The following is a 21,909-nucleotide window of genomic DNA, read 5'->3' as shown; positions in this document are numbered from 1 at the left end:
CGGCAGCGCCCTTGGCGGCGTGGCATTTTAAGTAAAGGTTAAGGAAACGCCTTATCGGCAGGCAACTGTCAGGATTGCCATATGCAATGTTTTTCCAACGAAATATTGGCATTCCGGTATACACTTTCTGCACGGCGCAACCCGCGCCGACCAGGAGAAAACATGTATCGACACCCACTGAGCGGCCTGACCATGGCCACCGTACTGGGCCTTGCACATCTGACTGCCCACGCGGCGCCCGTCCAGATCAAGGCGCCCGCCGAACTGCCCGCCAAGGCGACCTTGGCCGACGTGATCAAGGCTTCGAAGCCGTCCGACTGGCGTGCGCTGGACCCGGACAACACCCTGTACCTGGACATTCCCGCCGGCCGCGTGGTGATCGAACTGGCGCCGGACTTCGCGCCGAAACACGTAGCCAACATCAAGGCCCTGGTGGCCGAGCAGTATTACGACGGCTTGGCCATCACGCGCGCGCAGGACAACTGGGTGGCGCAGTGGGGCGATCCGAACGAGAAAAATCCAAAACCGATCCAGCATGCCCAGCGTACCCTGCCCGGCGAATTTACGGTACCTTTGACAAACGTCAAGAGCTTCACGCGCCTGCCGGACGTCGATGGCTATGCGCCGCAGGTCGGCCATTCGAACGGTTTCCCGTCCGCGCGCGATCCGAAAACCGGCACGGCCTGGCTCACGCATTGCTATGCCACCGTGGGCGTGGGGCGCGACAGCGCCAGCGACAGCGGCGGCGGCACGGAGCTGTACGCCGTCATCGGCCAGTCGCCGCGCCACCTGGACCGCGACATCACCGTCGTCGGCAGAGTCGTCTCCGGCATGCCCTTACTGTCGACCCTGCCGCGCGGCACGGGCCCCATGGGCTTTTATGACAGCCCCGAGAAAAACGTGCCGATCAAGGCCATCCGCCTGGCTGCCAGCGTGCCTTTGGCGCAGCGCAGCAACCTGGAAGTGATGCGCACCGACAGCGCCGCCTACCAGGCCGTGCTGGAAGCCCAGCGCCACCGCGGCGGCCCGTGGAGCAAGGTCACGGCCGGCCATGTCGACGTGTGCAATGCGCCGATACCGGTGCGGGAGGTGGCGAAGTAGCCGGTGCCCGGCAATTCGCAACCCGTTATAATCAGGGGATGAACGCTCCCATCACGCCCCACCGCCCGATCCAGGCCCTGCCTGACCAGTTGATTTCGCAAATCGCCGCCGGCGAGGTGGTCGAACGGCCCTCCGCCGTCGTCAAGGAGCTGCTGGAAAACGCGCTCGACTCGGGCGCCACGCAGATCACCGTGCGGCTGGAAGAAGGGGGCGTGAAACGCATCGCGATCACCGATAACGGGCGCGGCATCGATAAAGATCAGCTGCCGCTGGCCCTGGCGCGCCATGCCACCTCGAAGATCGCGTCGCTGAGCGACCTGGAAAACGTGGGCACCCTGGGCTTTCGCGGCGAAGCGCTGGCCTCGATCGCGTCGGTCGCCGCCGTCACCGTGACGTCGCGCACGGCCGACGCGGCCCACGCCTGGGAAATCGTCGGCTCGCACAATGGCAGCGTTTCGCCGTCGTCAGGCGCGCACGGCACCACGGTTGACGTGCAAGACCTGTATTTCAACACGCCCGCGCGGCGCAAATTCCTCAAATCGGAACAGACGGAGTATGGCCACTGCGCCGAAGTCGTGCGCCGCATCGCCCTGGCGCGGCCGGACGTATCGTTCTCGCTGTCGCACAACGGCCGCACCATCGACCAGTGGAATATCAGCGAACTGGCCAAGCGCAGCGCCCACATCCTTGGCAATGACTTCGCCGAAGCGCGCCTGGCGCTGGACGAATCGGCCGGCACCTTGCGCATTCACGGCTTTGCCGGCTTGCCGACGGCGTCCAAGGCGCGCGCCGACGGCCAGTTCTTTTATGTCAACGGGCGCTTCGTGCGCGACAAGCTGCTGGTGCACGCCGTGCGCATGGCCTACCAGGACGTGCTGCATGGCGACCGTTTTCCCTCCTACGTGCTGGCGCTCGACCTCGACCCGGCGCTGGTCGACGTCAACGTGCACCCGTCGAAGATCGAAGTGCGTTTCCGCGACAGCCGCTCCGTGCACCAATTCGTTTTCCACGCGGTGCAGCGCGCGCTGGCGCAAACGTCGGCCACGGCCTTCGGCAGCGTGCCGGCGCCCCTGCCGGCCGCCTCCAGCCTCGGCGGTGATACCACGGGCGCAGGTTTGGGTGGACCTGGCATCTGGCGCCGCGAACAGACGCAAACGTCGTTCGGCGCGCAATTTACGAATACCTTCGCGCCCGCCTCGCCCGGCGCGGCCCGCCCCTTCTTTGCCGACGCGCCAGGCGTGGCGCAAGACACAGCGTCGTATGGCGCCCTGTTCGGCGGCGGCGCTGCCAGTTCTCCCATCACGCAGGCGGAGCCCTACATCGCCTCGCCCGAAGCGATGGCGCGCGAAGAATATCCGCTGGGTTTTGCCCTGGCCCAGCTGCACGGCATTTATATATTGGCGCAAAATACCAAGGGCCTGGTGCTGGTCGACATGCACGCGGCGCACGAGCGCATCCTCTATGAACAGCTGAAAAACGCGCTGCAGGCGCAGGTGTCCGGCCAGGACATGCAGGTGCAATCCTTGCTGATCCCCGTGACGTTTTATGCGGACGCCATCGAAGTATCGACGGCGAATGAAAACCAGGACACCTTGAAGGCGCTGGGCTTCGACATCGCCGCCCTGTCGCCCACCACCCTGGCCGTGCGTTCCGTGCCGACCCTGCTGAAAAACGCCGACGCGCAAACGCTGGCGCGCGACGTACTGCGCGACGTGCGCGAATACGGCGGCTCGCGCGTGCTGATCGAGCGCCAGAACGAATTGCTGGGCACCCTGGCCTGCCACACGGCCGTGCGCGCCAACCGGATTTTATCGGTACAGGAAATGAACGCCCTGCTGCGCCAGATGGAAAGCACGGAACGCGCGGACCAGTGCAACCATGGCCGGCCGACGTGGGTGCAGGTCGAGATCAACGCGCTCGATAAACTGTTCCTGCGCGGCCAATAAAAGAGCCTGAAAAACGTCCATGGCGGCGTTGCACTGCCTCGCCGTACTGGTCGTACTGTCTTCGGCAATGCGCCTTGCCCTGAACGTTTTGCCAGTCTCTTTTGCACCACATCATACAAAACCAACATGCAAAACACCCCACGCCTCCCCCTGGCCGTCGCCATCATGGGCCCCACGGCCAGCGGCAAGACGGCCAGTGCGCTGACCATCGCGCAAGCCATCCCGTCCGAGATCATCTCCGTCGATTCCGCCCTCGTCTACCGGGGCATGGATATCGGCACGGCCAAGCCATCGAAGGAAGAACTGGCCCAGGTACCGCATCATTTGATCGACATCATCGACCCGCTCGACGCGTACTCCGTGGCGCAGTTCCGCAACGATACCCTGCGCCTGGTGGCCGAGATCACGGCGCGCGGCAAGCTGCCGCTGCTCGTCGGCGGCACCATGTTGTACTTCAAGGGCCTGGCCGATGGCCTCGACGACTTGCCCGGCGCCGATCCTGCCTTGCGCGCCCAGCTGGAAGAGGACGCGGCCGCCATCGGCTGGCCCGCCATGCATGCGCGCCTGGCGCAGCAAGACCCCGTCACGGCCGCGCGCCTGGCGCCGCAGGACGCGCAGCGCATCGGACGCGCGCTGGAAATCATCGCCCTGTCCGGCCAGCCCATGTCGGCTCTGCTGGACCGGCGCGAAAAAACCGTGCTGCCATTTCAATTGCAATCGTTCGCGCTGGAACCGTCGGACCGCGCCGTACTGCACGCGCGTATCGCCACGCGCTTCGACCTCATGCTGAAAAACGACGCCCTGCTCGATGAAGTGGAGCAGCTGCGCCGCCGCGGCGACCTGCATCCGGGCTTGCCCTCGATGCGCTGCGTGGGCTACCGCCAGGCCTGGGATTACCTGGACGGCCGTATCGACCGCGCCGCCTTGCGCGAGACGGGCATCATCGCCACGCGCCAGCTGGCCAAGCGTCAGCTGACCTGGTTACGCTCCATGCCGGAACGCCTCGTCATCGATTGCCTGGGGCCCGATCCGGCCGCGGCCATGCTGGCGCAAATCCAGCCCTTGCTGACGGAGTTACAAAAATAATCACGCCAGCGCCGGCGCGTGAAAAAAACGCACATTTTTTTGCGCCGGCATTGACAAGAAAAAGGGAAGACTGGATAATGCTCGGCTGTTGGGTGATATAGCTCAGTTGGTTAGAGCACAGCATTCATAATGCTGGGGTCGGTGGTTCAAGTCCACCTATCACCACCAAAGAACATCGATCAGGTTTCCCCTGGTCAAAACGAGCATCCGGTCTGACCGGTCTGTTTGGTGATATAGCTCAGTTGGTTAGAGCACAGCATTCATAATGCTGGGGTCGGTGGTTCAAGTCCACCTATCACCACCAAGAATTTGCAGTATTGAACAACCCGCCTCTGCCCCGTGCAACGGCGGGTTTTTTCATTTCCGGCGCCGCCTCGCGTGCGGCCTGTACGCAACACCAGCCCCATCCACATGCAATCGGGGATTGTGGCAATCCGCCGCTGGCGCTTACAATGAGAATAATTCTCATTTATATTATTCGTCGCCCATGTCCGCCATCCAGCCCAGCCTGCAACAGCAAGTGCAGTCGCTCTACAGCGAGCATCACGGCTGGCTGGTCGGCTGGCTGCGCAAAAAACTCAGTTGCCCGCATGGTGCGGCCGACGTGGCGCAAGATACATTTGTGCGCATCATCGCCTCGCGCGACGCGCTGTTCGGCATGCGCGAGCCGCGCGCCTACCTGTCGACGACGGCAAAGCGCTTGTTGCTCGACCGCGCGCGCCGCCAGATACTCGAGCGCAGCTACCTGGCGGAACTGGCCCTGCTGGCCGACAGCCTGCCCGGCGCGCCCTCGCCGGATGAAGTCCTGATGGCCGTGCAGGCGCTCGAGCAGATCGCCACGGCGCTGGCCGCCTTGTCCGCCAAGGCGCGCGACGCCTTTTTGCTGCACTACCTGGAAGAGCAGCCGCAGGCCGCCGTCGCCGCACAACTGAACGTCTCCACGCGCATGGTGCAAAAATACCTGGTGCAAGCCTTGCTGGCCTGCCGCCACGCCTGCCCGGCCCTGGCGGCATGAATAGCCCCCGCACGGATATCGCCGCCGAACAGGCCGCACGGTGGATCGTGCGCCTGAGCGCCGACGACCCGGCCGAGCGCGACTCCGCGCAGGCCGGCTTCGCCGCATGGAAGGCCGCCGACCCGCTGCACGCGACGGCCGCCGCTGGCATGGAAAACCTGCTGCGTCAGTTGAACGCCGTGCGCGAGCCGGCCGGCGGCGACCATCGCCCCGCGCGCGCCGCCCTGGCCGCCATCGCACCCAAGCCCCGCCAACGTCTGCGCCAGCTGGCCGCGGCCAGCGCCGTGGCCGTGCTGACGCTGACCGGGGCGCTGGTCTTCAGCGAACGCCCCGCCTACCTGCTAGCCGACCTGCGCAGTCCCACGGGACAATGGTCCACGCACACCCTGGCCGATGGCAGCCGGATCACCCTGGCCGGCAACAGCGCCGTCAATGTGCATTTCAATGCGGGCGAACGGCATGTGGAACTGGTGCAGGGCGACATTCTCGTCGACGTGGCCAAGGATGCGCAGCGCCCCTTCATCGTCGACAGCCGACAGGCGGCAATCCGCGCCCTGGGCACGCGTTTCAGCGTGCGCAGGGAAGACGGCGCCACCATCTTGAGCATGCTGGAGTCCAAGGTGCTGGCGCAAGTGCCGCAACATCCGGCCGTCGTGGTGCAGGCGGGCCAGCGCACGCGCATCACGGACGATGGCGTGGGGCCGATCACGACCATCGATGCAGCCAGCGTGCAGGAAGCGTGGCGCGCGCACCAACTGGTGGTCGACGACCTGCCGCTGGCCGAGGTGCTCGACGAGCTGGCGCGCCACCGCCCGGGCCAGCTGCATTACGACCGCGCGCAGATCGCCGGCATCCGCGTGGCCGCCGTGCTGCCGCTGGACGACACGGACAAGGCGCTGCAGCTGTTGATCGACAATTTCCCGCAACTGCGCATCCGCATGCTGACGCGCTACCTGGTGATGGTCGATGTCCCCGCCAGCGGCTCCGCAAAAAATAAATAAGAAATTGTGCGTTCGCGGTTCCACTTTGCGCATCTCGTGCGTCAAGGCAGCTGAGATCATTCAAAAAAGGCTGTCACCATGTACGCTCAAGTCGTTGCCGTTTCCTCCCCGAACACCCTGCGCACGCGCCTGCGTCCGCTCGCCCTGGCGGCCATGCTGCTGGCAAGCGCCGGCCTGCACGCCCAGGCAGTCGCCCAGGCTGCCCCGGCTGTCGCCAGCTACGCCATCCCCGCCGGCCCGCTGGCCGGCGCCCTGAACCGCTATGCGCAGCAGGCGGGCGTGTCCATCGTCATCGATGCATCCCGGGTGCAGGGCTTGACCAGTGCAGGCCTGCAAGGCAGCTACGCCATCGATGACGGTTTCGCCGTCCTGCTGCGCGGCAGCGGCTACGCCATCGGCAAGACGCCGACCGGCTATGTGCTGGTGGCCACGCCGGCGTCCCCGCCCACGGCGGCGATCGGCGCTGCTTCAGCGGCCGAACGCACCATGCCCTCGATTACCATCGTTGGCAAGGCCGAGCAAGGCGCCACCACGGAAGGCAGCGGCTCCTACACGGCGCGCAAGCTCACCATCGGCAAGGGCGAGCAATCGATGAAGGACATCCCCCAATCCGTGAGTGTGCTGACGCGCCAGCGCCTGGACGACCAGGGCATCACGGACTTGCGCGAAGCCGTCAACAACGTCACCGGCGTGGTAGGCGTGCATGGCGTGGGACCGGGCGTGGTGATCACGGCGCGCGGCTTCCAGATCGACCAATGGCAGTACGATGGCGTGCCCATCGACCGCAATACCTATGCGCTGGGCAACTGGGGCCAGGAAAACATGGTCATCTACGACCGCCTGGAAGTGCTGCGCGGCGCCGCGGGCATGCTGGTCGGCACGGGCAGTCCCGGCGGCTCCGTCAGCCTGGTGCGCAAGCGCCCGACCGCCGAGCGCAGTGTCAGCATGACGGCGCGCGCCGGCTCGTGGGACCATTACGGCGCCCAGCTCGACGTCAGCATGCCCCTGAATGCGGACGGCAGCCTGCGCGGACGCGCCATCGTCGATGAAGACGATACCCATTCCTTCGTCGACCAGGTGTGGAGCCAGAACCGCACCCTGTACGCGGCGCTCGACTACGACCTGGGACCGGCCACCACCCTGGGCCTGGCCATCAGCAACGTCAACGACCACGGCCGTCCCGCCTTTATCGGCCTGCCCCGCTACGCGGACGGCAGCGCGCTGAACCTGCCCCGCTCCACCTTCACGGGCGCCGACTGGAACCGCAGCGAAGCCAAACAAACCAACGTGTATCTCGATCTGGAACACCATTTCAACAGCCAGTGGAGCCTGAAGGCATCCGCCGTGAACATGAAGGAAAACACCGGCTCCGTGCACCAGCGCGTGGCCTTGCCCATCAATCCCGACGGCAGCGGCGCGAGCTATGCCGACTTTGGCATGGATTTCGACAACCGCAAGCGCGGCATCGATACCTACGTGCGCGGTAAATTCGACGGCCTGGGCATCGCGCAAGAAGTCCTCGTCGGCGCCAGCTATGTCACGATGGCGTCGGACGACGTCTACGCCCGCGTCTGGGAATCCGGTGCGGACGTCTTCAACATCAGGCACAACCGCCCATGGCAAGACCTCGACAGCATCGCCGCGCGCCCGAAGGGCGTGCGTCCCGTCAGCACCTATGAAATACGCCAGAAAGGCCTGTATGGCAGCTGGAACGGCCAGCTGACCAGCAAGCTGAAAGCCGTGCTGGGTGGACGCTTCAGCTGGTACGACTTCGTGTATGCGACGCCCAAAGGTCCTGAAGAACAGCTCAACGCCACCGCCAAGTTCACGCCATCGGTAGGCCTGATCTACGCGCTCGATCCGCAATGGTCGGCCTACGCCAGCTATGCCGACATCTTCACGCCGCAAAGTATCCGCGATGCGCAAGACAAGGTCCTCAAGCCCATCACGGGCACCAACTACGAGGCGGGCATCAAGGGGGAGCTGATGGATGGCAAGGTCAACACCTCGCTGGCCGTGTTCCGCTACGACCACAAGAACCGTGCCGTCACCGACTATGCTGCGGGCATGGTGTGCCCCAACGGGTACTGCTCGCGCGCCTCGGGCAAGGTGCGCAGCCAGGGCCTGGAAGCGGAAGTGTCGGGCGAAGTGGCGCGCGGCTTGCAGCTGTCGGCCGGCTACGCCTATACGACGACGACCTATCTGAACGACCCGGACGAGCAGGGCAAGGTCTTTTCCACCTGGACGCCCAAGCACATGCTGCGCGTGTGGTCCAGCTACACGCTGCCCGGCGCCTGGGACAAATTCAGCGTGGGCGCCGGCGTCAACACGCAAAGCCATACGCTCGATACCAATAGCACCTTCAAGGTTGCCGGCGTCTCGATCTGGAATGCACGCATGGCCTGGCAAGCCACGCCGCAAGTGGCCCTGTCGCTCAATATCAACAACGTCTTCGACAAGCGCTACATCATCCCGGCCTACAACACCACCGGGTCGAATAACTACTATGGCGACCCGCGCAACGTGCAGTTCACCCTGAAGTACACGCCGAAGTGGTAAGACGATCGAGAGGCTGAGCACCGGCACACTGGCCATGGCGCGGGACTGGCATTCAGTTTGCGCCGCGGCCGGGATTTTCGGCTAAGATGATGGCGCGGCATTGCGCCGCACCGCATCGTGCATCGGCCTCTCATTCATCTACACCGTCAATGGAACAAAAAGACAAGTCTTGGGTCACTTCGGTGGACGTCGCCAAACGGGCCGGCGTCTCCCGCTCCGCCGTCTCGCGCACGTTCACGCCCGGCGCCAGCGTGGCGCCCGAAACGCGGGCCCGCGTGATGGAAGCCGCACAATCGCTGGGCTACCAGGTCAACATCCTGGCGCGCAGCATGAACCAGGGACAAAGCAACCTGGTGGGCGTCGTCATCACGGGCTTCACGGACCCGTTCCGCGTGGCCCTGCTGGGCGAAGTCACGCGCAGCCTGAGCGAACATGCGCTGGTGCCGCTGCTGATGAATGCAGAAGACCCCGAGCGCCTCAGCGAATTGCTGCGCATCCTCCTCAGCTACAAGATTTCCGGCGTCATCATGACGTCCGGCTCGCCGCCGTCCGCCGTCGCCACGGAATACCTGCAGCGGCAAGTGCCGGTGGCCATGATCAACCGCGCGCGCGACCTGAAAGGCGTGGACGTGGTCAATAGCGACAACCGCCACGGCGGCGAACTGGCGGCCAGCACCCTGCTCGACAGCGGCGCCAAACGGCTGACCTTCATCAACACGCGCGCCAGCAGTTTCAGCGGCATCGCGCGCGGCCAGGCCTTCCTCGACCACCTGGCGCCGGCCGTGGCGAAGAAACGCTGCACGGCCGGCGAATACCTGGCCGACGCCATCGGCTACCAGGCGGGCCAGGAAGCGGCCGACGCCCTGCTCGCCTCGGGCAAACTGCCTGACGGCGTCTTTTGCGCCACCGACCTGATCGCCTGCGGCTTCATCGACGCGGCGCGCAGCAAGTATGGCATCAACGTGCCCGCGCAACTGCAGGTGATCGGCTTCGACGACATTCCCATGGCCGCGCTGGATGCCTACCAGCTGACCACCATCCGCCAGGACGCGGGCGAACTGGCGCGCCGCGCCGTCAAGAGCCTGGTCGAGCGCATGGAAAAATTTGCCATGCCGGGCCGCCTGAAGGAAGTGCCCGTCACCCTGGTGCGGCGCGGCACGACGCGCTAAGCCATTCAATGCGGCAGATGGCGCAACGCCATCTGCCCGCCGTTCCCCGTTTTCCACACTTTTTCGTCCCCCGCCTGTACTTGTTGACATCAAAAAAAATCCGGGTTACTGTTTGCACACGCGTGCTGCACACGTGTGCAATTTCTTCAGACAGGCCAGTTCTGGCCACACCACTAAAAAAGCGCCCCATCCACGGAGGCGCCATCAAGGAGACTGTTATGTTGAACCACGTTCTAAGAATCGCCCTGTTCGGCGCAGGGGCCATCGGTCTGGCGGCCTGCACCACTCCCGCCGGCACGCAGCACAATATGGCCGCCGTAGTCGCCGCCGATCCGAAGCTGGCGAAGATCGGCCAGATCGTCGTCGTGTACATGGAAAACCGCAGCTTCGACCACCTGTTCGGCACCTTCCCCGGTGCCGACGGCATCGCCAATGGCCACGCGCCCGACACCACCACGCAGACCGCCCCCGATGGCAAGCCCTATGCCATGCTGCCCGCCGTGGCACTCGACAAGGGCGGCCTGGACCAGCGCTTCAAGACCGACATCGCCAACGCGCCCTTCCGCATGGAGCCGAGCGTCTCGCTGGGCGACAAGACGGCCAGTCCCGTGCACGCGTTCTGGACGCACAAGCGCCAAATCAACGACGGCAAGAATGACCGCTTCGTCGTCGAGGGCAATACGGGTGCCCTGCCCATGGGCTATTTCGACGGCAGCAAGCTCAAACTGTGGGCGCTGGCGCAACGCTACACCTTGGCCGACCGCTTCTTCCAGTCCGCCTACGGCGGCTCCTTCCTCAACCACATGTGGCTGACCTGCGCCTGCACGCCCGTGTTCCCGAATGCGCCCAAGTCCATCGTCGCCCAGGATGAGCGCGGCACGGGCCACAAGAAGGGCGAGGAAGCGGAAGTGACGCAGGACGGCTACGCCGTCAACACCATGCAGGGCCCGCTGCTGTTCGATCCGACAAAAAAACAGACGTTCCTGCCGCCGCAAACCATGCCCACCATCGGCGACCGCCTGACGGACAAGGGCATCTCCTGGGTCTATTATGCGGACGGCTACGACATCGCCGTCGCCTCGACCAAATCGGGCAAGAAGGCCGACGATTTCTCATATCACCACCAGCCGTTCACCTACTTCAAGCGCTTCATCGACAGCCCGCAGCAGCGCGCCACGCACCTGAAGGACCGCTCCGACATGCTCGCCGACGTCCAGGCAGGCAAGCTGCCGCCCGTCTCGTTCTACAAGCCCATGGGCAAGAAGAACATGCATCCGGGGATGGATAAATCGAGCGTGGCGGCCGGCGACGACGAAGGCGTGGCCATCATCAACGCCATCATGGAAGGCCCGCAATGGAAGGACACCGTCATCATCGTCACCACCGATGAAAACGGCGGTTTCTGGGACCACGTGGCGCCACCGAAAGGCGACCGATTCGGCCCGGCCACGCGCATCCCCGCACTGGTCATCTCGCCCTTCAGCGAAGGCGGGCATATCGACCATACCGAGTATGAAACCGTGTCGATCCTGAAGTTCATCGAGGAACGCCATGGCCTGGCGCCCTTGAGCGAGCGCGATGCGCGCGCCAACAGCCTGGCCAAAGCCCTCAAGCTGTAATACCCATTCCCCTGCCTGTCTGCCCCGGGTGCGCCATCTGCACGGCGCGCCTGGGCTAACCACACCTGAAGGAAACACCATGCTGCGCGCACGCCATCTCCCCCTGTCCCTCCTAATGCTTTCCCTGGCCGCCTGTGGCGGCGGCGACGATACACCGCCCGTCCCCGTCACGCCCCCGGTAACGCCGCCCGTGACGCCGGCCGCCCCCGCCACCTACTACCAGACCAAGACGCCCTACACGCCGCAGCAGGATGCGGCCACGTATGAAGCGGCACCTGCCGGCTACGCGCCCGTGTTCACCGAACTGGTGGCCCGCCACGGTTCGCGCGGCCTGTCGAGCATGAAGTATGACGCCGCCTTCTACAACGTCTGGCAACGGGCTGCAGCCGACGATGCGCTCACGCCGCTGGGGCAAAAGCTGGGCGCCGACATCCTGAAACTGATGAAGGCCAACGCGCTGCTCGGCTACGGCGTGGACGGCATCACGGCGCCAGGCTACGGCAACCTGTCGCAGACGGGCATCAATGAACACAAGCAGCTGGCCGTGCGCATGCTGGCGCGCCTGCCTGCCCTGTTCACGCAACTGGGTAGCAATGCCGCCAGCGCACCGCGCCAGATCGTCACCGTCAGTTCCGGCGTGGACCGCGCCAAGGACAGCGCCGCGTACTTTGCGCAGTCGCTGGCCGCCACGGCACCAAACGTCGCGCCGCTGATTACCCTGCCGCCCGCCCCGACCGGCTACCCGGCCGGCAAGCCCGTGGTGCAGCCCGACGGCACCAACCGCTTCCTGCTGTATGCGCACAAGCTGGTGCCGAAGACGGACCTCGTCACCGATACCCTCGACAGCCATTACCAGACTTACCAGGATAGCCAGGCCTACCAGGCCTACCTGGAAAGTCCCGGTTTCCTGGCCAAATACACGGCCATCGACACGGATGCCACGGCGCGTACCCTGGGCCGCGAAGTACTGGAACGCTTGTTCACCAAGACATTCGTCGACAAGATCGACAACGGCACTTACCGCTTCGCCAACACGGGTACCTACAGTTTTACCAGCGACGACGGCAAGTTCACCAACACCGTCACGGGCGACGGCGGCACCACCATCAAGGGCCTGGCCGATGCCGCCTCGGTGCTGTACAACCTGTACGCCATCATGGCCGGCATGACGAACGAAGTGAAAGCCGACTTCGTGCAATACATGCCGTCGGACGCGGCCAAGTACCAGGCCTTCGTGCAGGATTACCAGGATTTTTACAACAAGGGCCCCGGTACCACGGAAAGCGCCGGCATCACCTGGAACTACGTGCGCGCGCTGCGCGACGACTTCTTCACGGAAGTGGACGCCATCGCGCGCGGCGACCTGTCGCACGGCGCCAAGCTGCGCTTCACGCATGCGGAAGCCATCATTCCGCTGGCCACGGCCATGGGCCTGAAGAGCGTCGTCGGCGCGCTGCCGGCGGCGCAGACCTACAGCTATGACAACAGCAGCTGGCGCGGCCTGTACGTGGCGCCGATGGCGGCCAACATGCAGTGGGATGTGTACCGCGACGCCGGCGGCAATGTGCTCGTGAAAATGCTGTACAACGAAAAGGAAACGGACTTCCAGTCCACCTGCGATGGCGCCCGCTTTGCCGCCGGCAGCCATTTCTATGTGTATGCGAAGCTGAAGACCTGCTACGGCCACGTGGCGCAGTAAGTACGAATGCAGGCGGGCAGCCGTGCCCGCCTGTTGGACGTTTGCTGCTAGGCTTGCACGTAAGAACCAATCACGTCACCTACGAATCGCCATGCCCCCACCGCTCCCCTTGCCCAGCATGCTGCTGGCCCTCACCATCTGCGCCGCTCCCGCCCAGGCCGCGGAAGGCCATTACCAGACCAAGACGCCGTATGCGCCGCAGCAGGACCCGGCCACCTATGCCGCGCCTCCCGCCGGTTTCCAGCCCATCTTCACGCAGCTGGTGGCACGCCACGGCTCGCGGGGCCTCACCAGCATGAAAAACGATGCAGCCCTGTATGCGATGTGGCAGCAAGCCGCCGCGCAGGATGCGCTCACGCCTTTGGGGCGCGAACTGGGTCCCGACATCCTGGCCCTGATGCAGGCGAACGCCTTGCTCGGTTACGGCGTGGCCGGCATCGAGCGGCCCGGCTACGGCAATCTGTCGCGGACTGGCATCGAGGAACACCGGCAACTGGCCGTGCGCATGCTGGCGCGCCTGCCCACCCTGTTCGCGCAAGTGGGGCAAGACGCCGCGACGGCGCCGCGCCAGCTCGTCACCATCCATTCCGGCGTGGACCGCGCGCGCGACAGTGCGCGCTTTTTCACGCAGTCGCTGCTCGAACACGCGCCCGCGCTGGCGCCCTTGTTATACCTGCCGCCCGCGCCGGCGCCGTATCCGCAGGGACGCAAGGCAGTGGCGCAGCCCGATGGCGTGAACCGCTTCCTGCTGTATGCGCACAAGCTGGCGCCGCAAACGGATTTTGTCGCCGATCCCGCCAACCCGCATTACGCCACCTATGCCGCCAGCCAGGCCTACCAGTACTATGAAAGAACCAAGCAGCTGCACGCCCTGATGGATGCCCCGGCCAGAAAACCGGAAGCGGCCGCGCATGCGCGCCACGTGCTCGAACGGCTGTTTGCACCCGCCTTCCTCGACCAGCTTGAGCGCAGCGGCGCCAGCTATACGGATACGGGCAGCTACACTTTCACCAGCGCGGACGGCCAGCTCACGCGCACCATGACGGGCAGCGGCAAGACGGTCATCCGCAGCCTGCATGCGGCCGCGACGAAACTGTATGAGCTGTACGCGATCGCTGCCGGCATGCGCCATGAAATGCCGGCCGATTTCGGCCGCTACATGCCCACCGAGGATGCGCGCTACTACGCTTATATCGCCGACCACGAGGATTTTTACCAGAAAGGGCCGGCCACCACGGAAAGCAGCGGCGTGACCTGGCGCTTCGCACTGGCCTTGCGCGACGATTTTTTCAAGGAAGTCGATGCGCTGGCCAAGGGAGATTTGCGCCACGCGGCCAAGCTGCGTTTCACGCACGCCGAGATGATCATTCCGCTCGCCTCGGCCATGGGCTTGCAACAGGCGCTGGCCCCCTTGCCGGTATCGGCCAGCGACAGTTATCAAAGCGATCAATGGCGCGGCCAGAACGTCTCGCCGCTGGCGGCCAACATGCAGTGGGATGTGTACCGCAACAGCGCAGGACAACTGATCGTGCGCCTGCTGTACAACGAAAAGGAAACCAGCTTCCAGCCTGCATGCGACGGCGCCCGCATCGCGCCGGACAGCATCTTCTATGACTACGCAAAGCTGAAAAGCTGCTACGGCCACGTGGCGGCGCCCTGACGCGCTGATGCTGCGCGCCGCCATCGCACCTTACTTCAAGGTCGGCATGGCAAACTCCGCTCCGGCAGCCGTCGAGGCCGGCCAACGCTGCGTGACGGCCTTCTGTTTCGTGTAGAAACGCACGGATTCCGGGCCGTGCGCGTGGTGGTCGCCGAACAGGCTGCGCTTCCAGCCGCCGAAGCTGTGGAAGGCCATCGGCACGGGGATCGGCACGTTGACGCCCACCATCCCGACTTGCACGCGGTGCGTGTATTCACGTGCCGTATTGCCGTCGCGCGTATAAATCGCCGTGCCGTTGCCGTACTCGTGCGCGTTGACCAGGTCCAGCGCCGTGGCGAAATCGGGCACGCGCACGATGCACAGCACGGGGCCGAAGATTTCCTCTTTATAGATCGTCATGTCCGGCGTGACGTGGTCGAACAGGCTGCCGCCGAGGAAAAAGCCCTTTTCGTGGCCGGGCAAGACGAAACCGCGCCCATCGCTGACCAGCTTGGCGCCTTCCTTGACGCCCGTGGCGATGTAGCCGGCAATTTTGTCCTTGTGCACTTGCGTGACGACAGGCCCCATTTCCGCCTGTAAATCCATGCCTTGGGTGATTTTCAGGGCCGCGATGCGGGGCACCAGCGCCTCGACCAATTGATCGGCCACATTGCCCACCGCCACGACGACGGAAATGGCCATGCAGCGCTCGCCAGCCGAACCGAAGGCGGCGCCCATCAGGGCGTCGACCGTCTGGGGAATGTCCGCGTCCGGCATGACGACCATGTGATTTTTCGCGCCGCCCAGCGCTTGCACGCGCTTGCCCTGGGCGCAGCCAGTGGCATAAATATACTCGGCAATCGGCGTGGAACCGACGAAACTGACGGCGCGCACGTCAGGGTGGTGCAGCAAGCCATCCACGGCTTCCTTGTCTCCCTGCACCACGTTGAAGACGCCGTCCGGCAAACCGGCGTCCGTCAACAGCTGCGCCAGCAGCAGGCTCGCCGACGGGTCGCGCTCGGACGGTTTCAAGACGAAGGTATTGCCGCAGGCAATCGCCATCGGGAACATCCACATCGGCACCATCACGGGGAAATTGAACGGCGTGATGCCGACGCACACGCCCAGCGCCTGGCGGATCGACCAGGCGTCGATGCCGCCGGCCACTTGCTCCGAATATTCTCCCTTCATCATTTGCGGGATGCCGCAGGCAAATTCCACCACTTCGATGCCGCGCGTCACTTCCCCTTTGGCATCCGTGAACACCTTGCCGTGCTCGGCCGTGATCAGGGCCGCCAATTGATCCGCATGTTCTTCCAGCAACTCCTTGAACTTGAACATGACGCGGGCGCGGCGCAGGGGCGAGGTCTGCGACCAGGCGGGAAAGGCCGCGTGGGCGGCGGCCACGGCCGCGTTCAGCTCGGAAGGCGTCGCCAGCGATACTTTCGCCGTGACGGCGCCCGTAGCGGGGTTGAACACGTCGCTGGTGCGCTCGGAGCGCGACGCCATGGGGTTGCCACCAATAAAGTGGCCGATCATCGGGGTAGTCATTGTCTTGTCCTTGGTTATTTCGTCATCAGCCAGTCATGGGCCGGGTCGTTTTTAAAATGCCACACGCGTTGCGGGCCGGCCATCACGTTCAGGTAATAGCCATCGTAACCATACGGCACGGTGACGGGGTGGTAACCCCTGGGCACCATCACCACGTCGTGGTTTTCCACGGCCATGGCTTCGTCGATGCTGCGGTCGTCCGTGTAGACGCGTTGGTACGCAAAGCCCTGCTCGGGATTGATGCGGTGGTAATACGTTTCTTCCAGCGAACTTTCCAGCGGGATATTGTCGCTGTCGTGCTTGTGCGGCGGATAGCTGGACGAATGGCCGGACGGCGTGACCACTTCCACCACCAGCAAGCCATCGGCCTCGGCCGTCTGCGGCAGGATGTCGCACACATAGCGGGTGTTCGCCCCCTTGCCGCGCACGGAACGCGTCATCGACTGCGGGTCGATCAGGCGCGCCGGGCGATGGGTGGTGGCCGGCGCGCTGCACAGCGCCACTTCCGCGTTGCTCACGGCCGTGATGCCGACCGTGGTTTCCAGCGGCGCATACACGGCGTAGGGCGAGACGTCTTCAAACACGCTCTGGCGATTGCCGATGGCTTCCCAGGTCTGCCCGCCCGCCTGCACGGTGACCGTGCCCGTCAGCACGACGAGGCACAGTTCGCGGCTGCCCGTCTCCAAAGTCAGCTGTTCGCCTGCCGCCAGACGGTGCGCGGCGAAGCCCACGTGCGTCCAGCCGGCCGACTCTGGCGTCACTTCGACGATGGCCGAACCGGCCCTCGCCTTGACCAGCAGCGGGCTCATGCCGCCTCCCGCCCCAGGCGGGGAATCGCGTCGACCAGGCGTGCCAGGTAATCGTGGCCCATCTTGGCATACTGATAACTGGGGGCCACGGCCGGATCTTGCTCCGCTTCCACCACCAGCCAGCCCTCGTAGCCGTGCAAATACAGGCGCGTCAGGATGGCCGGAAAGTCGATGCTGCCGTCGCCGGGCACGCTGAAGGCGCCATTGATGACGGCCTGCAGGAAACTCCAGTGGCCATTTCTCGCCAGTTTCACCACGTTGGGGCGCACATCCTTGCAATGCACGTGGCAGATGCGATCGATGTGCTTGTTCAAGACCGCCAGCGCATCGCCGCCGGCAAAGGTGATGTGGCCCGTGTCGAACAGCAAGCCGACCTCGGCCCCCGTCAAGGCCATCAATTGGTCCACGTCCGTCGGCGTTTCCACGTAGGCGCCCATGTGGTGGTGGTAGGCCAGGCGCACGCCGTGGCCGAGCAAGTGTTTCGCAAACGCCGTCAGTTTGTCGGCGTAGTCCTGCCATTGCTGCGGCGACTGGAAGCGCGGGCGCTTATACAACGGGCGGGCTTCGCCCTGGATCGCGTCCGCCACTTCGCCGTAGACCATGACGGTGGCGCCGCTGTCGGCCAGCAAGCGCAGATGCGGCCCGACGGCGGCAATTTCCTCTTCCACGGACCGGTGCGCCAGCCGTCCCGAATACCAGCCGGACACGCAGGCGAGATTATATTTGCCCAGCACGGCGTTCAGGGCCGGGGCATCCTTGGGAAACTTGTTGCCCAGTTCAAAACCCACGTAGCCGATCTCGGCGCCTTCCTTCAAGGCTGTTTCCAGCGGGGTTTCTCCCCCGAGCGATGGCAAATCGTCGTTCATCCACGAGATCGGGTTGATGCCGATCTTCACATTCCATGTAGTAGTCATTTTTGTTGTCCTTGGCGGTCAAGTTCATAACGGGCGCGCGCCGCTTGCACGCCGGCTTGCGTCGAGACTTCGGGTACGGCCACTTCCCACCAGCAACCGCCCTCCTCGGTCGTGCGCGTGGCGTCCGTATTGATGCAGATCAAGTAGGTGCGGCTGGCGGCGCGGGCGCGCAGCATCGCCTGTTCCAGTTCGGCGATGTTGGCCACGTGCTCGGACAGCGCGCCCAGCGAGCGTGCGTGCAGGGCGAAGTCGATGGCGGGTGCGCTGTCGGGCAACATATTGTTGAATGACGCGTTGCCGCACGCCTGCTGCAGGCGGTTGATGCAGCCGTAACCCCGGTTGTCGAGCACGACGATGATGAGTTTTTTGTCCAGCATGACGGAGGTGGCGATTTCCGAATTCATCATCAGATAACTGCCGTCGCCCACCATGACGACAACCTCGGCATCCGGTTTCGCCATCTTGACGCCCAGGCCGCCGGCGATTTCATAGCCCATGCACGAATAGCCGTATTCCATGTGGTAGCCGCCGGGCGTGCTGGTGCGCCACAGTTTGTGCAGCTCGGCCGGCAGCGTCCCCGCCGCGCAAACGACGATGTCGTTGCTGGTCGAGTCCGGTGAAGAGCGCTGCACGGCGCCGATGACTTCGCCGTCATACGGCAAGCCTGCCACCTCGCGCTGGCCTGTAATCGTGGCCACCGTCGCGCGCCAGGCCTGGCCCGCCTGCTGCGCGCGGTCCAGCCATTGGCCCGCGCTATTCCAATTAGGCAAGTACCGCGACAAGCCCTGCAAGCCAAGTGTCGCGTCCGCCTGCACGCCCAGGCCACGGCGTTTCAGCGCATCGAAAGCGTTGACGTTCAGGCTGACCAGTTGCGCTTGCGCAAACAACGAATTCGAGCCCGTCGTGAAATCCTGCAAGCGCGTGCCCACGGCCAGCACCACGTCCGCCTGCGCCGCCAGGGCATTTGCGGCGGGCGAGCCGGTGACGCCGATGGCGCCCAGCTGCAGCGGATGGTCCCACGGCAGGGAACTTTTACCGGCCTGGGTTTCCGCCACGGGGATGCCGTGGCGCTCGGCAAACGCCTGCAAGGCGGCGCTGGCCTGGCCGTACAGCACGCCGCCGCCGGCCACGATCAGCGGCTGTTTCGCGTGTTTCAGCAAGGCGGCCGCTTCTTCCAGTTCCTGCTCGACGGGCGGCACGGCGCGGAAACGCACGGTGCGCGGCGTAAAGAAATCGGCCGGATAGTCATACGCCATCGTTTGCACATCTTGCGGCAAGGATAACGTGACGGGACCGCAGGCAGCCGGGTCCGTCAAGGCGGCGATGGCGCGCGGCAAGGCCGTCAGCAATTGCTCCGGATACACGATGCGGTCGAAGTAACGCGACAGCGGCTTGAAGGCATCGTTGACGGAAACGCTGCCGTCGCCGGCGTCTTCCAGCTGCTGCAACACGGGGTCCGGCGCGCGCGAGACGAACACGTCGCCGGGCAACAGCAATACCGGCAAGCGATTCACGTGGGCCAGCGCGGCGGCCGTCAGCAAATTGGTGGCGCCGGGGCCGATGGAACTGGTGACGGCCAGCATGCGCCGGCGCATGTGGGCTTTCGCATAGGCAATGGCCGAGTGCGCCATCGCCTGCTCGTTGTGGGCGCGGTACGTGGGAAACACCTCCTTGTATTGGTACAGCGCCTCGCCGATGCCGGCCACGTTGCCGTGGCCAAAGATGGCGAAGGCACCGCCGAACAGGGGGGTCAAGGAACCATCGCCCTCTTCCGTGCGCAGGGCGGCCAGGTAGCGGACTAAAGCCTGGGCCATGGTCAAGCGGATGGTTTTGTGTAGGGTAGCGCTCATGCTGCACGCTCCAGGCGGTTGCGCGTACGCTGCCACAGGGCGATGAGCTGCTCGAAGTTGGCGCGCACTGCGGCGATCAAGCCCGCGTCGTCCAGCTCTCCGGCCAGCCAGCGGCGGCTCGGTTCCTGGAAGATGGTGCGGCCCACCATGAAGCCGCGGCACGTCGTGCTGGCACTGGCTTGCTCAAAACTGGCGGCCAGGGCGGCAATCGGCGCGTTCAAGCCCAGCAGGACGACGCCACGGCAATACGGATCGCGCTCGTGCACGAGGGCATCGATCGCTTGCCATTGCTGGGCTGACATGCTTTCCAGCTTCCACCATTCCGGGTAAATGCCCAGGTTGTACAGGCGCTTGACGGCGCGCAAGACCGTGTCGTCGTGCTGCGGCAAGGACTTCGCAGGAATAATTTCCAGCAGCAACTCATGGCCCGTGATTTGCGCCGCGTCGTACAAGCCCTTGATCTGCGCTTCCTGCTCCAGGCGGTTTTCCGGCGTATCGTCCGGGTGCAACTGCACCAGGCACTTGATCACGTGTTCCTTGGGCCACTGCGTCAGGCGCGACGCCAGCGAGCGGCCCCAGTCGAACTGCAGCGGGTTCGATCCCGGCATCTCGACAGGACGGCCGATCCACCAGCCGCGCCCGGTCGCATCGTTGAGCGCATCGACGCCATAGCGGTCATCGATCAGCACGCCCGTGCCGCCCTGCAAGCCACGCGCTGCTTCCGTCTGGCCCACGGCTTGCACAAACAGTTGCTTCAGCGTTGAAATCCGCGCTTCATCACTAACGCCCTGTTGCGCCAGATCAAAGAATTGCGTGCGATGATCAAACGCGAACACGCACAGCTCGTCCCACTGCGGGCGCGCCACCGTCGTGCGGTGCAGGCGCGACAAGGTGGCGTCCTGGTCCGGTTGCGTCAGTTTCGCCGCATTGGCGAGGAAATAGTCGAGCTCGATGGGCGACGGCATGGCCGGCGCGCAACCGTGGCGCGACACGACCAAGGCGCCGCAGCCATTTGCATAGCGGCAGCACGCCTCGTAATCCTCGCCGCGCAGCCAGCCTTTCAAAAAGCCCGAGAGAAACGCGTCCCCGGCACCCAGCACGTTGAGCACTTCGACGCGCACGCCCTGATAGTTGAAAGCCGCATCGAGACCGGCTGGAATGGCCGCGTCGATGACGGCGCAGCCCAGCGGCCCCCGCTTGACGACCAGCGTGGCACCGCTCACGGCCCGCACGGCGCGCAGGGAGGCCATGATGTCGGCGCCGCCGCCGGCGATCATGAATTCCTCTTCCGTGCCGACGATCAAGTCGAACTGCGGCAAGATCGCCTGCAGGTGGCGCGTCACGCCGTCGTTCGAAACGAAACGCGTTTCGCCGTCCGCCTTGCCCGATAAACCCCACAGCACGGGCCGGTAATCGATGTCGAGCATGGTGCGCACGTTGTTGGCGCGCGCCAATTTCAGGGCCTGCGTGCTGACGGCGTGCATCGTAGCCGTCGAAAAATGCGTGCCGGTGATCAACAGCGCCTTGCTGGAAGCGATAAAGGCGGCGTCGACGGCGGATGGCTCGATGGCCATGTCGGCGCAGTTTTCACGGTAGAAAATCAGGGGAAACGTGTTTTTATCCTTGATGCCCAGCATCACCAGCGCCGTCAAACGGTCGCGGTCGATGCCGACATGGCTGACGTCGCAACCCTCTTTCGCCAAGGTGTCCGTCAAGAAACGGCCCATGTGGTCGTCGCCCACTTTCGACAGCATGGCGGACTTCAAGCCCAGGCGGGCCGTGCCGAAGGCGATATTCGCCGACGAACCGCCCAGGTACTTGGCGAAACTGGTCGCGTCTTCCAGGGTGCTGCCGATCTGCTGCGCGTACAGGTCCACCGCCAGGCGGCCCAGGCAGATCACGTCCAGCGCGCGGCTCTGGGAAAATTCAGTCGTATTCTTCATCACATGCA

15 protein-coding genes and 2 tRNA genes are annotated in these 21,909 nt (G+C 64.7%); 12 read left to right on the top strand and 5 right to left on the bottom strand.

The window, feature by feature from the left end:
* The first annotated feature begins 162 nt into the window (after positions 1–162).
* The 12 genes from CLU94_RS17845 to CLU94_RS17790 all read left to right on the top strand — a co-directional run bounded on the left by CLU94_RS17845 (position 163) and on the right by CLU94_RS17790 (position 14,855).
* On the top strand, positions 163–1,101 hold the full coding sequence (locus CLU94_RS17845; protein ID WP_099666596.1) for a peptidylprolyl isomerase: 939 nt from the start codon (positions 163–165) through the stop codon (positions 1,099–1,101).
* Positions 1,102–1,139: 38 nt separating this feature from the next.
* Entirely contained in the window at positions 1,140–3,047 is a 1,908-nt protein-coding gene (mutL, locus tag CLU94_RS17840) for a DNA mismatch repair endonuclease MutL (RefSeq protein WP_099666595.1), read from the top strand.
* A gap of 126 nt (positions 3,048–3,173) precedes the next feature.
* Positions 3,174–4,133 (top strand): tRNA (adenosine(37)-N6)-dimethylallyltransferase MiaA, encoded by a 960-nt coding sequence (gene miaA, locus CLU94_RS17835; protein WP_099666594.1) that lies wholly within the window; start codon positions 3,174–3,176, stop codon positions 4,131–4,133.
* 91 nt (positions 4,134–4,224) lie between these two features.
* Positions 4,225–4,301 (top strand) — tRNA-Met (locus CLU94_RS17830).
* A 59-nt stretch (positions 4,302–4,360) separates the two neighbouring features.
* Positions 4,361–4,437, top strand: a tRNA-Met gene (locus CLU94_RS17825).
* A 183-nt stretch (positions 4,438–4,620) separates the two neighbouring features.
* A complete protein-coding gene (locus tag CLU94_RS17820; protein WP_099666593.1) occupies positions 4,621–5,148 on the top strand; it encodes a sigma-70 family RNA polymerase sigma factor in 528 nt (175 codons plus the stop codon).
* The gene (locus tag CLU94_RS17815) at positions 5,145–6,149 is read left to right on the top strand and encodes a FecR family protein (RefSeq protein ID WP_099666592.1); all 1,005 of its coding nucleotides are present in this window, start codon (positions 5,145–5,147) and stop codon (positions 6,147–6,149) included. Before CLU94_RS17820 ends, CLU94_RS17815 begins: the two co-directional genes overlap by 4 nt.
* A 78-nt stretch (positions 6,150–6,227) precedes the next feature.
* Positions 6,228–8,708: a TonB-dependent siderophore receptor gene (locus CLU94_RS17810; RefSeq protein WP_099666591.1), complete on the top strand. Its 2,481-nt coding sequence runs from the start codon at positions 6,228–6,230 to the stop codon at positions 8,706–8,708.
* A 182-nt stretch (positions 8,709–8,890) separates the two neighbouring features.
* Positions 8,891–9,877 carry a LacI family DNA-binding transcriptional regulator gene (locus CLU94_RS17805; protein ID WP_257218861.1) on the top strand — a complete coding sequence of 329 codons (987 nt, stop codon included), beginning with the start codon at positions 8,891–8,893 and terminating at the stop codon, positions 9,875–9,877.
* 218 nt (positions 9,878–10,095) lie between these two features.
* Positions 10,096–11,496, top strand: coding sequence for an alkaline phosphatase family protein (locus CLU94_RS17800; protein WP_180278691.1), 1,401 nt, complete (start codon positions 10,096–10,098; stop codon positions 11,494–11,496).
* Positions 11,497–11,575: 79 nt separating this feature from the next.
* Positions 11,576–13,195 carry a histidine-type phosphatase gene (locus CLU94_RS17795; protein ID WP_099666588.1) on the top strand — a complete coding sequence of 540 codons (1,620 nt, stop codon included), beginning with the start codon at positions 11,576–11,578 and terminating at the stop codon, positions 13,193–13,195.
* 91 nt (positions 13,196–13,286) lie between these two features.
* Entirely contained in the window at positions 13,287–14,855 is a 1,569-nt protein-coding gene (locus tag CLU94_RS17790) for a histidine-type phosphatase (protein WP_143451462.1), read from the top strand.
* A gap of 30 nt (positions 14,856–14,885) precedes the next feature.
* Here CLU94_RS17790 and CLU94_RS17785 read toward each other — a convergent pair whose 3' ends face one another.
* The 5 genes from CLU94_RS17785 to CLU94_RS17765 are packed head-to-tail and all read right to left on the bottom strand — an operon-like array spanning position 14,886 to position 21,901.
* The gene (locus CLU94_RS17785; protein WP_099666586.1) at positions 14,886–16,385 is read right to left on the bottom strand and encodes a CoA-acylating methylmalonate-semialdehyde dehydrogenase; all 1,500 of its coding nucleotides are present in this window, start codon (positions 16,383–16,385) and stop codon (positions 14,886–14,888) included.
* A 14-nt stretch (positions 16,386–16,399) separates the two neighbouring features.
* The gene (gene iolB / locus CLU94_RS17780) at positions 16,400–17,194 is read right to left on the bottom strand and encodes a 5-deoxy-glucuronate isomerase (RefSeq protein ID WP_099666585.1); all 795 of its coding nucleotides are present in this window, start codon (positions 17,192–17,194) and stop codon (positions 16,400–16,402) included.
* A complete protein-coding gene (gene iolE, locus CLU94_RS17775; protein WP_099664425.1) occupies positions 17,191–18,108 on the bottom strand; it encodes a myo-inosose-2 dehydratase in 918 nt (305 codons plus the stop codon). The genes iolB and iolE overlap by 4 nt, the downstream gene beginning before the upstream one ends.
* On the bottom strand, positions 18,105–19,958 hold the full coding sequence (iolD, locus tag CLU94_RS17770) for a 3D-(3,5/4)-trihydroxycyclohexane-1,2-dione acylhydrolase (decyclizing) (RefSeq protein ID WP_099666584.1): 1,854 nt from the start codon (positions 19,956–19,958) through the stop codon (positions 18,105–18,107). The genes iolE and iolD overlap by 4 nt, the downstream gene beginning before the upstream one ends.
* Entirely contained in the window at positions 19,955–21,901 is a 1,947-nt protein-coding gene (locus CLU94_RS17765) for a bifunctional 5-dehydro-2-deoxygluconokinase/5-dehydro-2-deoxyphosphogluconate aldolase (RefSeq protein WP_099666583.1), read from the bottom strand. Before CLU94_RS17765 ends, iolD begins: the two co-directional genes overlap by 4 nt.
* Positions 21,902–21,909: the final 8 nt, after the last annotated feature.

Source organism: Janthinobacterium sp. 13 (genome assembly GCF_002749695.1).
GTDB lineage: Bacteria > Pseudomonadota > Gammaproteobacteria > Burkholderiales > Burkholderiaceae_D > Janthinobacterium > Janthinobacterium kumbetense.
The sequence above is the reverse complement of the archived record's forward strand: the minus strand, read 5'-3'. Positions and strand labels throughout refer to the sequence as shown.

Excerpts from the sequence above, each read along its gene's own strand:
- CLU94_RS17785 (WP_099666586.1), bottom strand. The coding sequence starts at position 16,385 with ATGACTACCCCGATGATCGGCCACTTTATTGGTGGCAACCCCATGGCG.
- CLU94_RS17820 (WP_099666593.1), top strand. The coding sequence starts at position 4,621 with ATGTCCGCCATCCAGCCCAGCCTGCAACAGCAAGTGCAGTCGCTCTAC.
- CLU94_RS17815 (WP_099666592.1), top strand. The coding sequence starts at position 5,145 with ATGAATAGCCCCCGCACGGATATCGCCGCCGAACAGGCCGCACGGTGG.
- CLU94_RS17795 (WP_099666588.1), top strand. The coding sequence starts at position 11,576 with ATGCTGCGCGCACGCCATCTCCCCCTGTCCCTCCTAATGCTTTCCCTG.
- CLU94_RS17790 (WP_143451462.1), top strand. The coding sequence starts at position 13,287 with ATGCCCCCACCGCTCCCCTTGCCCAGCATGCTGCTGGCCCTCACCATC.
- CLU94_RS17765 (WP_099666583.1), bottom strand. The coding sequence starts at position 21,901 with ATGAAGAATACGACTGAATTTTCCCAGAGCCGCGCGCTGGACGTGATC.
- mutL (WP_099666595.1), top strand. The coding sequence starts at position 1,140 with ATGAACGCTCCCATCACGCCCCACCGCCCGATCCAGGCCCTGCCTGAC.
- CLU94_RS17845 (WP_099666596.1), top strand. The coding sequence starts at position 163 with ATGTATCGACACCCACTGAGCGGCCTGACCATGGCCACCGTACTGGGC.
- iolD (WP_099666584.1), bottom strand. The coding sequence starts at position 19,958 with ATGAGCGCTACCCTACACAAAACCATCCGCTTGACCATGGCCCAGGCT.
- miaA (WP_099666594.1), top strand. The coding sequence starts at position 3,174 with ATGCAAAACACCCCACGCCTCCCCCTGGCCGTCGCCATCATGGGCCCC.
- CLU94_RS17800 (WP_180278691.1), top strand. The coding sequence starts at position 10,096 with ATGTTGAACCACGTTCTAAGAATCGCCCTGTTCGGCGCAGGGGCCATC.
- iolE (WP_099664425.1), bottom strand. The coding sequence starts at position 18,108 with ATGACTACTACATGGAATGTGAAGATCGGCATCAACCCGATCTCGTGG.
- CLU94_RS17810 (WP_099666591.1), top strand. The coding sequence starts at position 6,228 with ATGTACGCTCAAGTCGTTGCCGTTTCCTCCCCGAACACCCTGCGCACG.
- iolB (WP_099666585.1), bottom strand. The coding sequence starts at position 17,194 with ATGAGCCCGCTGCTGGTCAAGGCGAGGGCCGGTTCGGCCATCGTCGAA.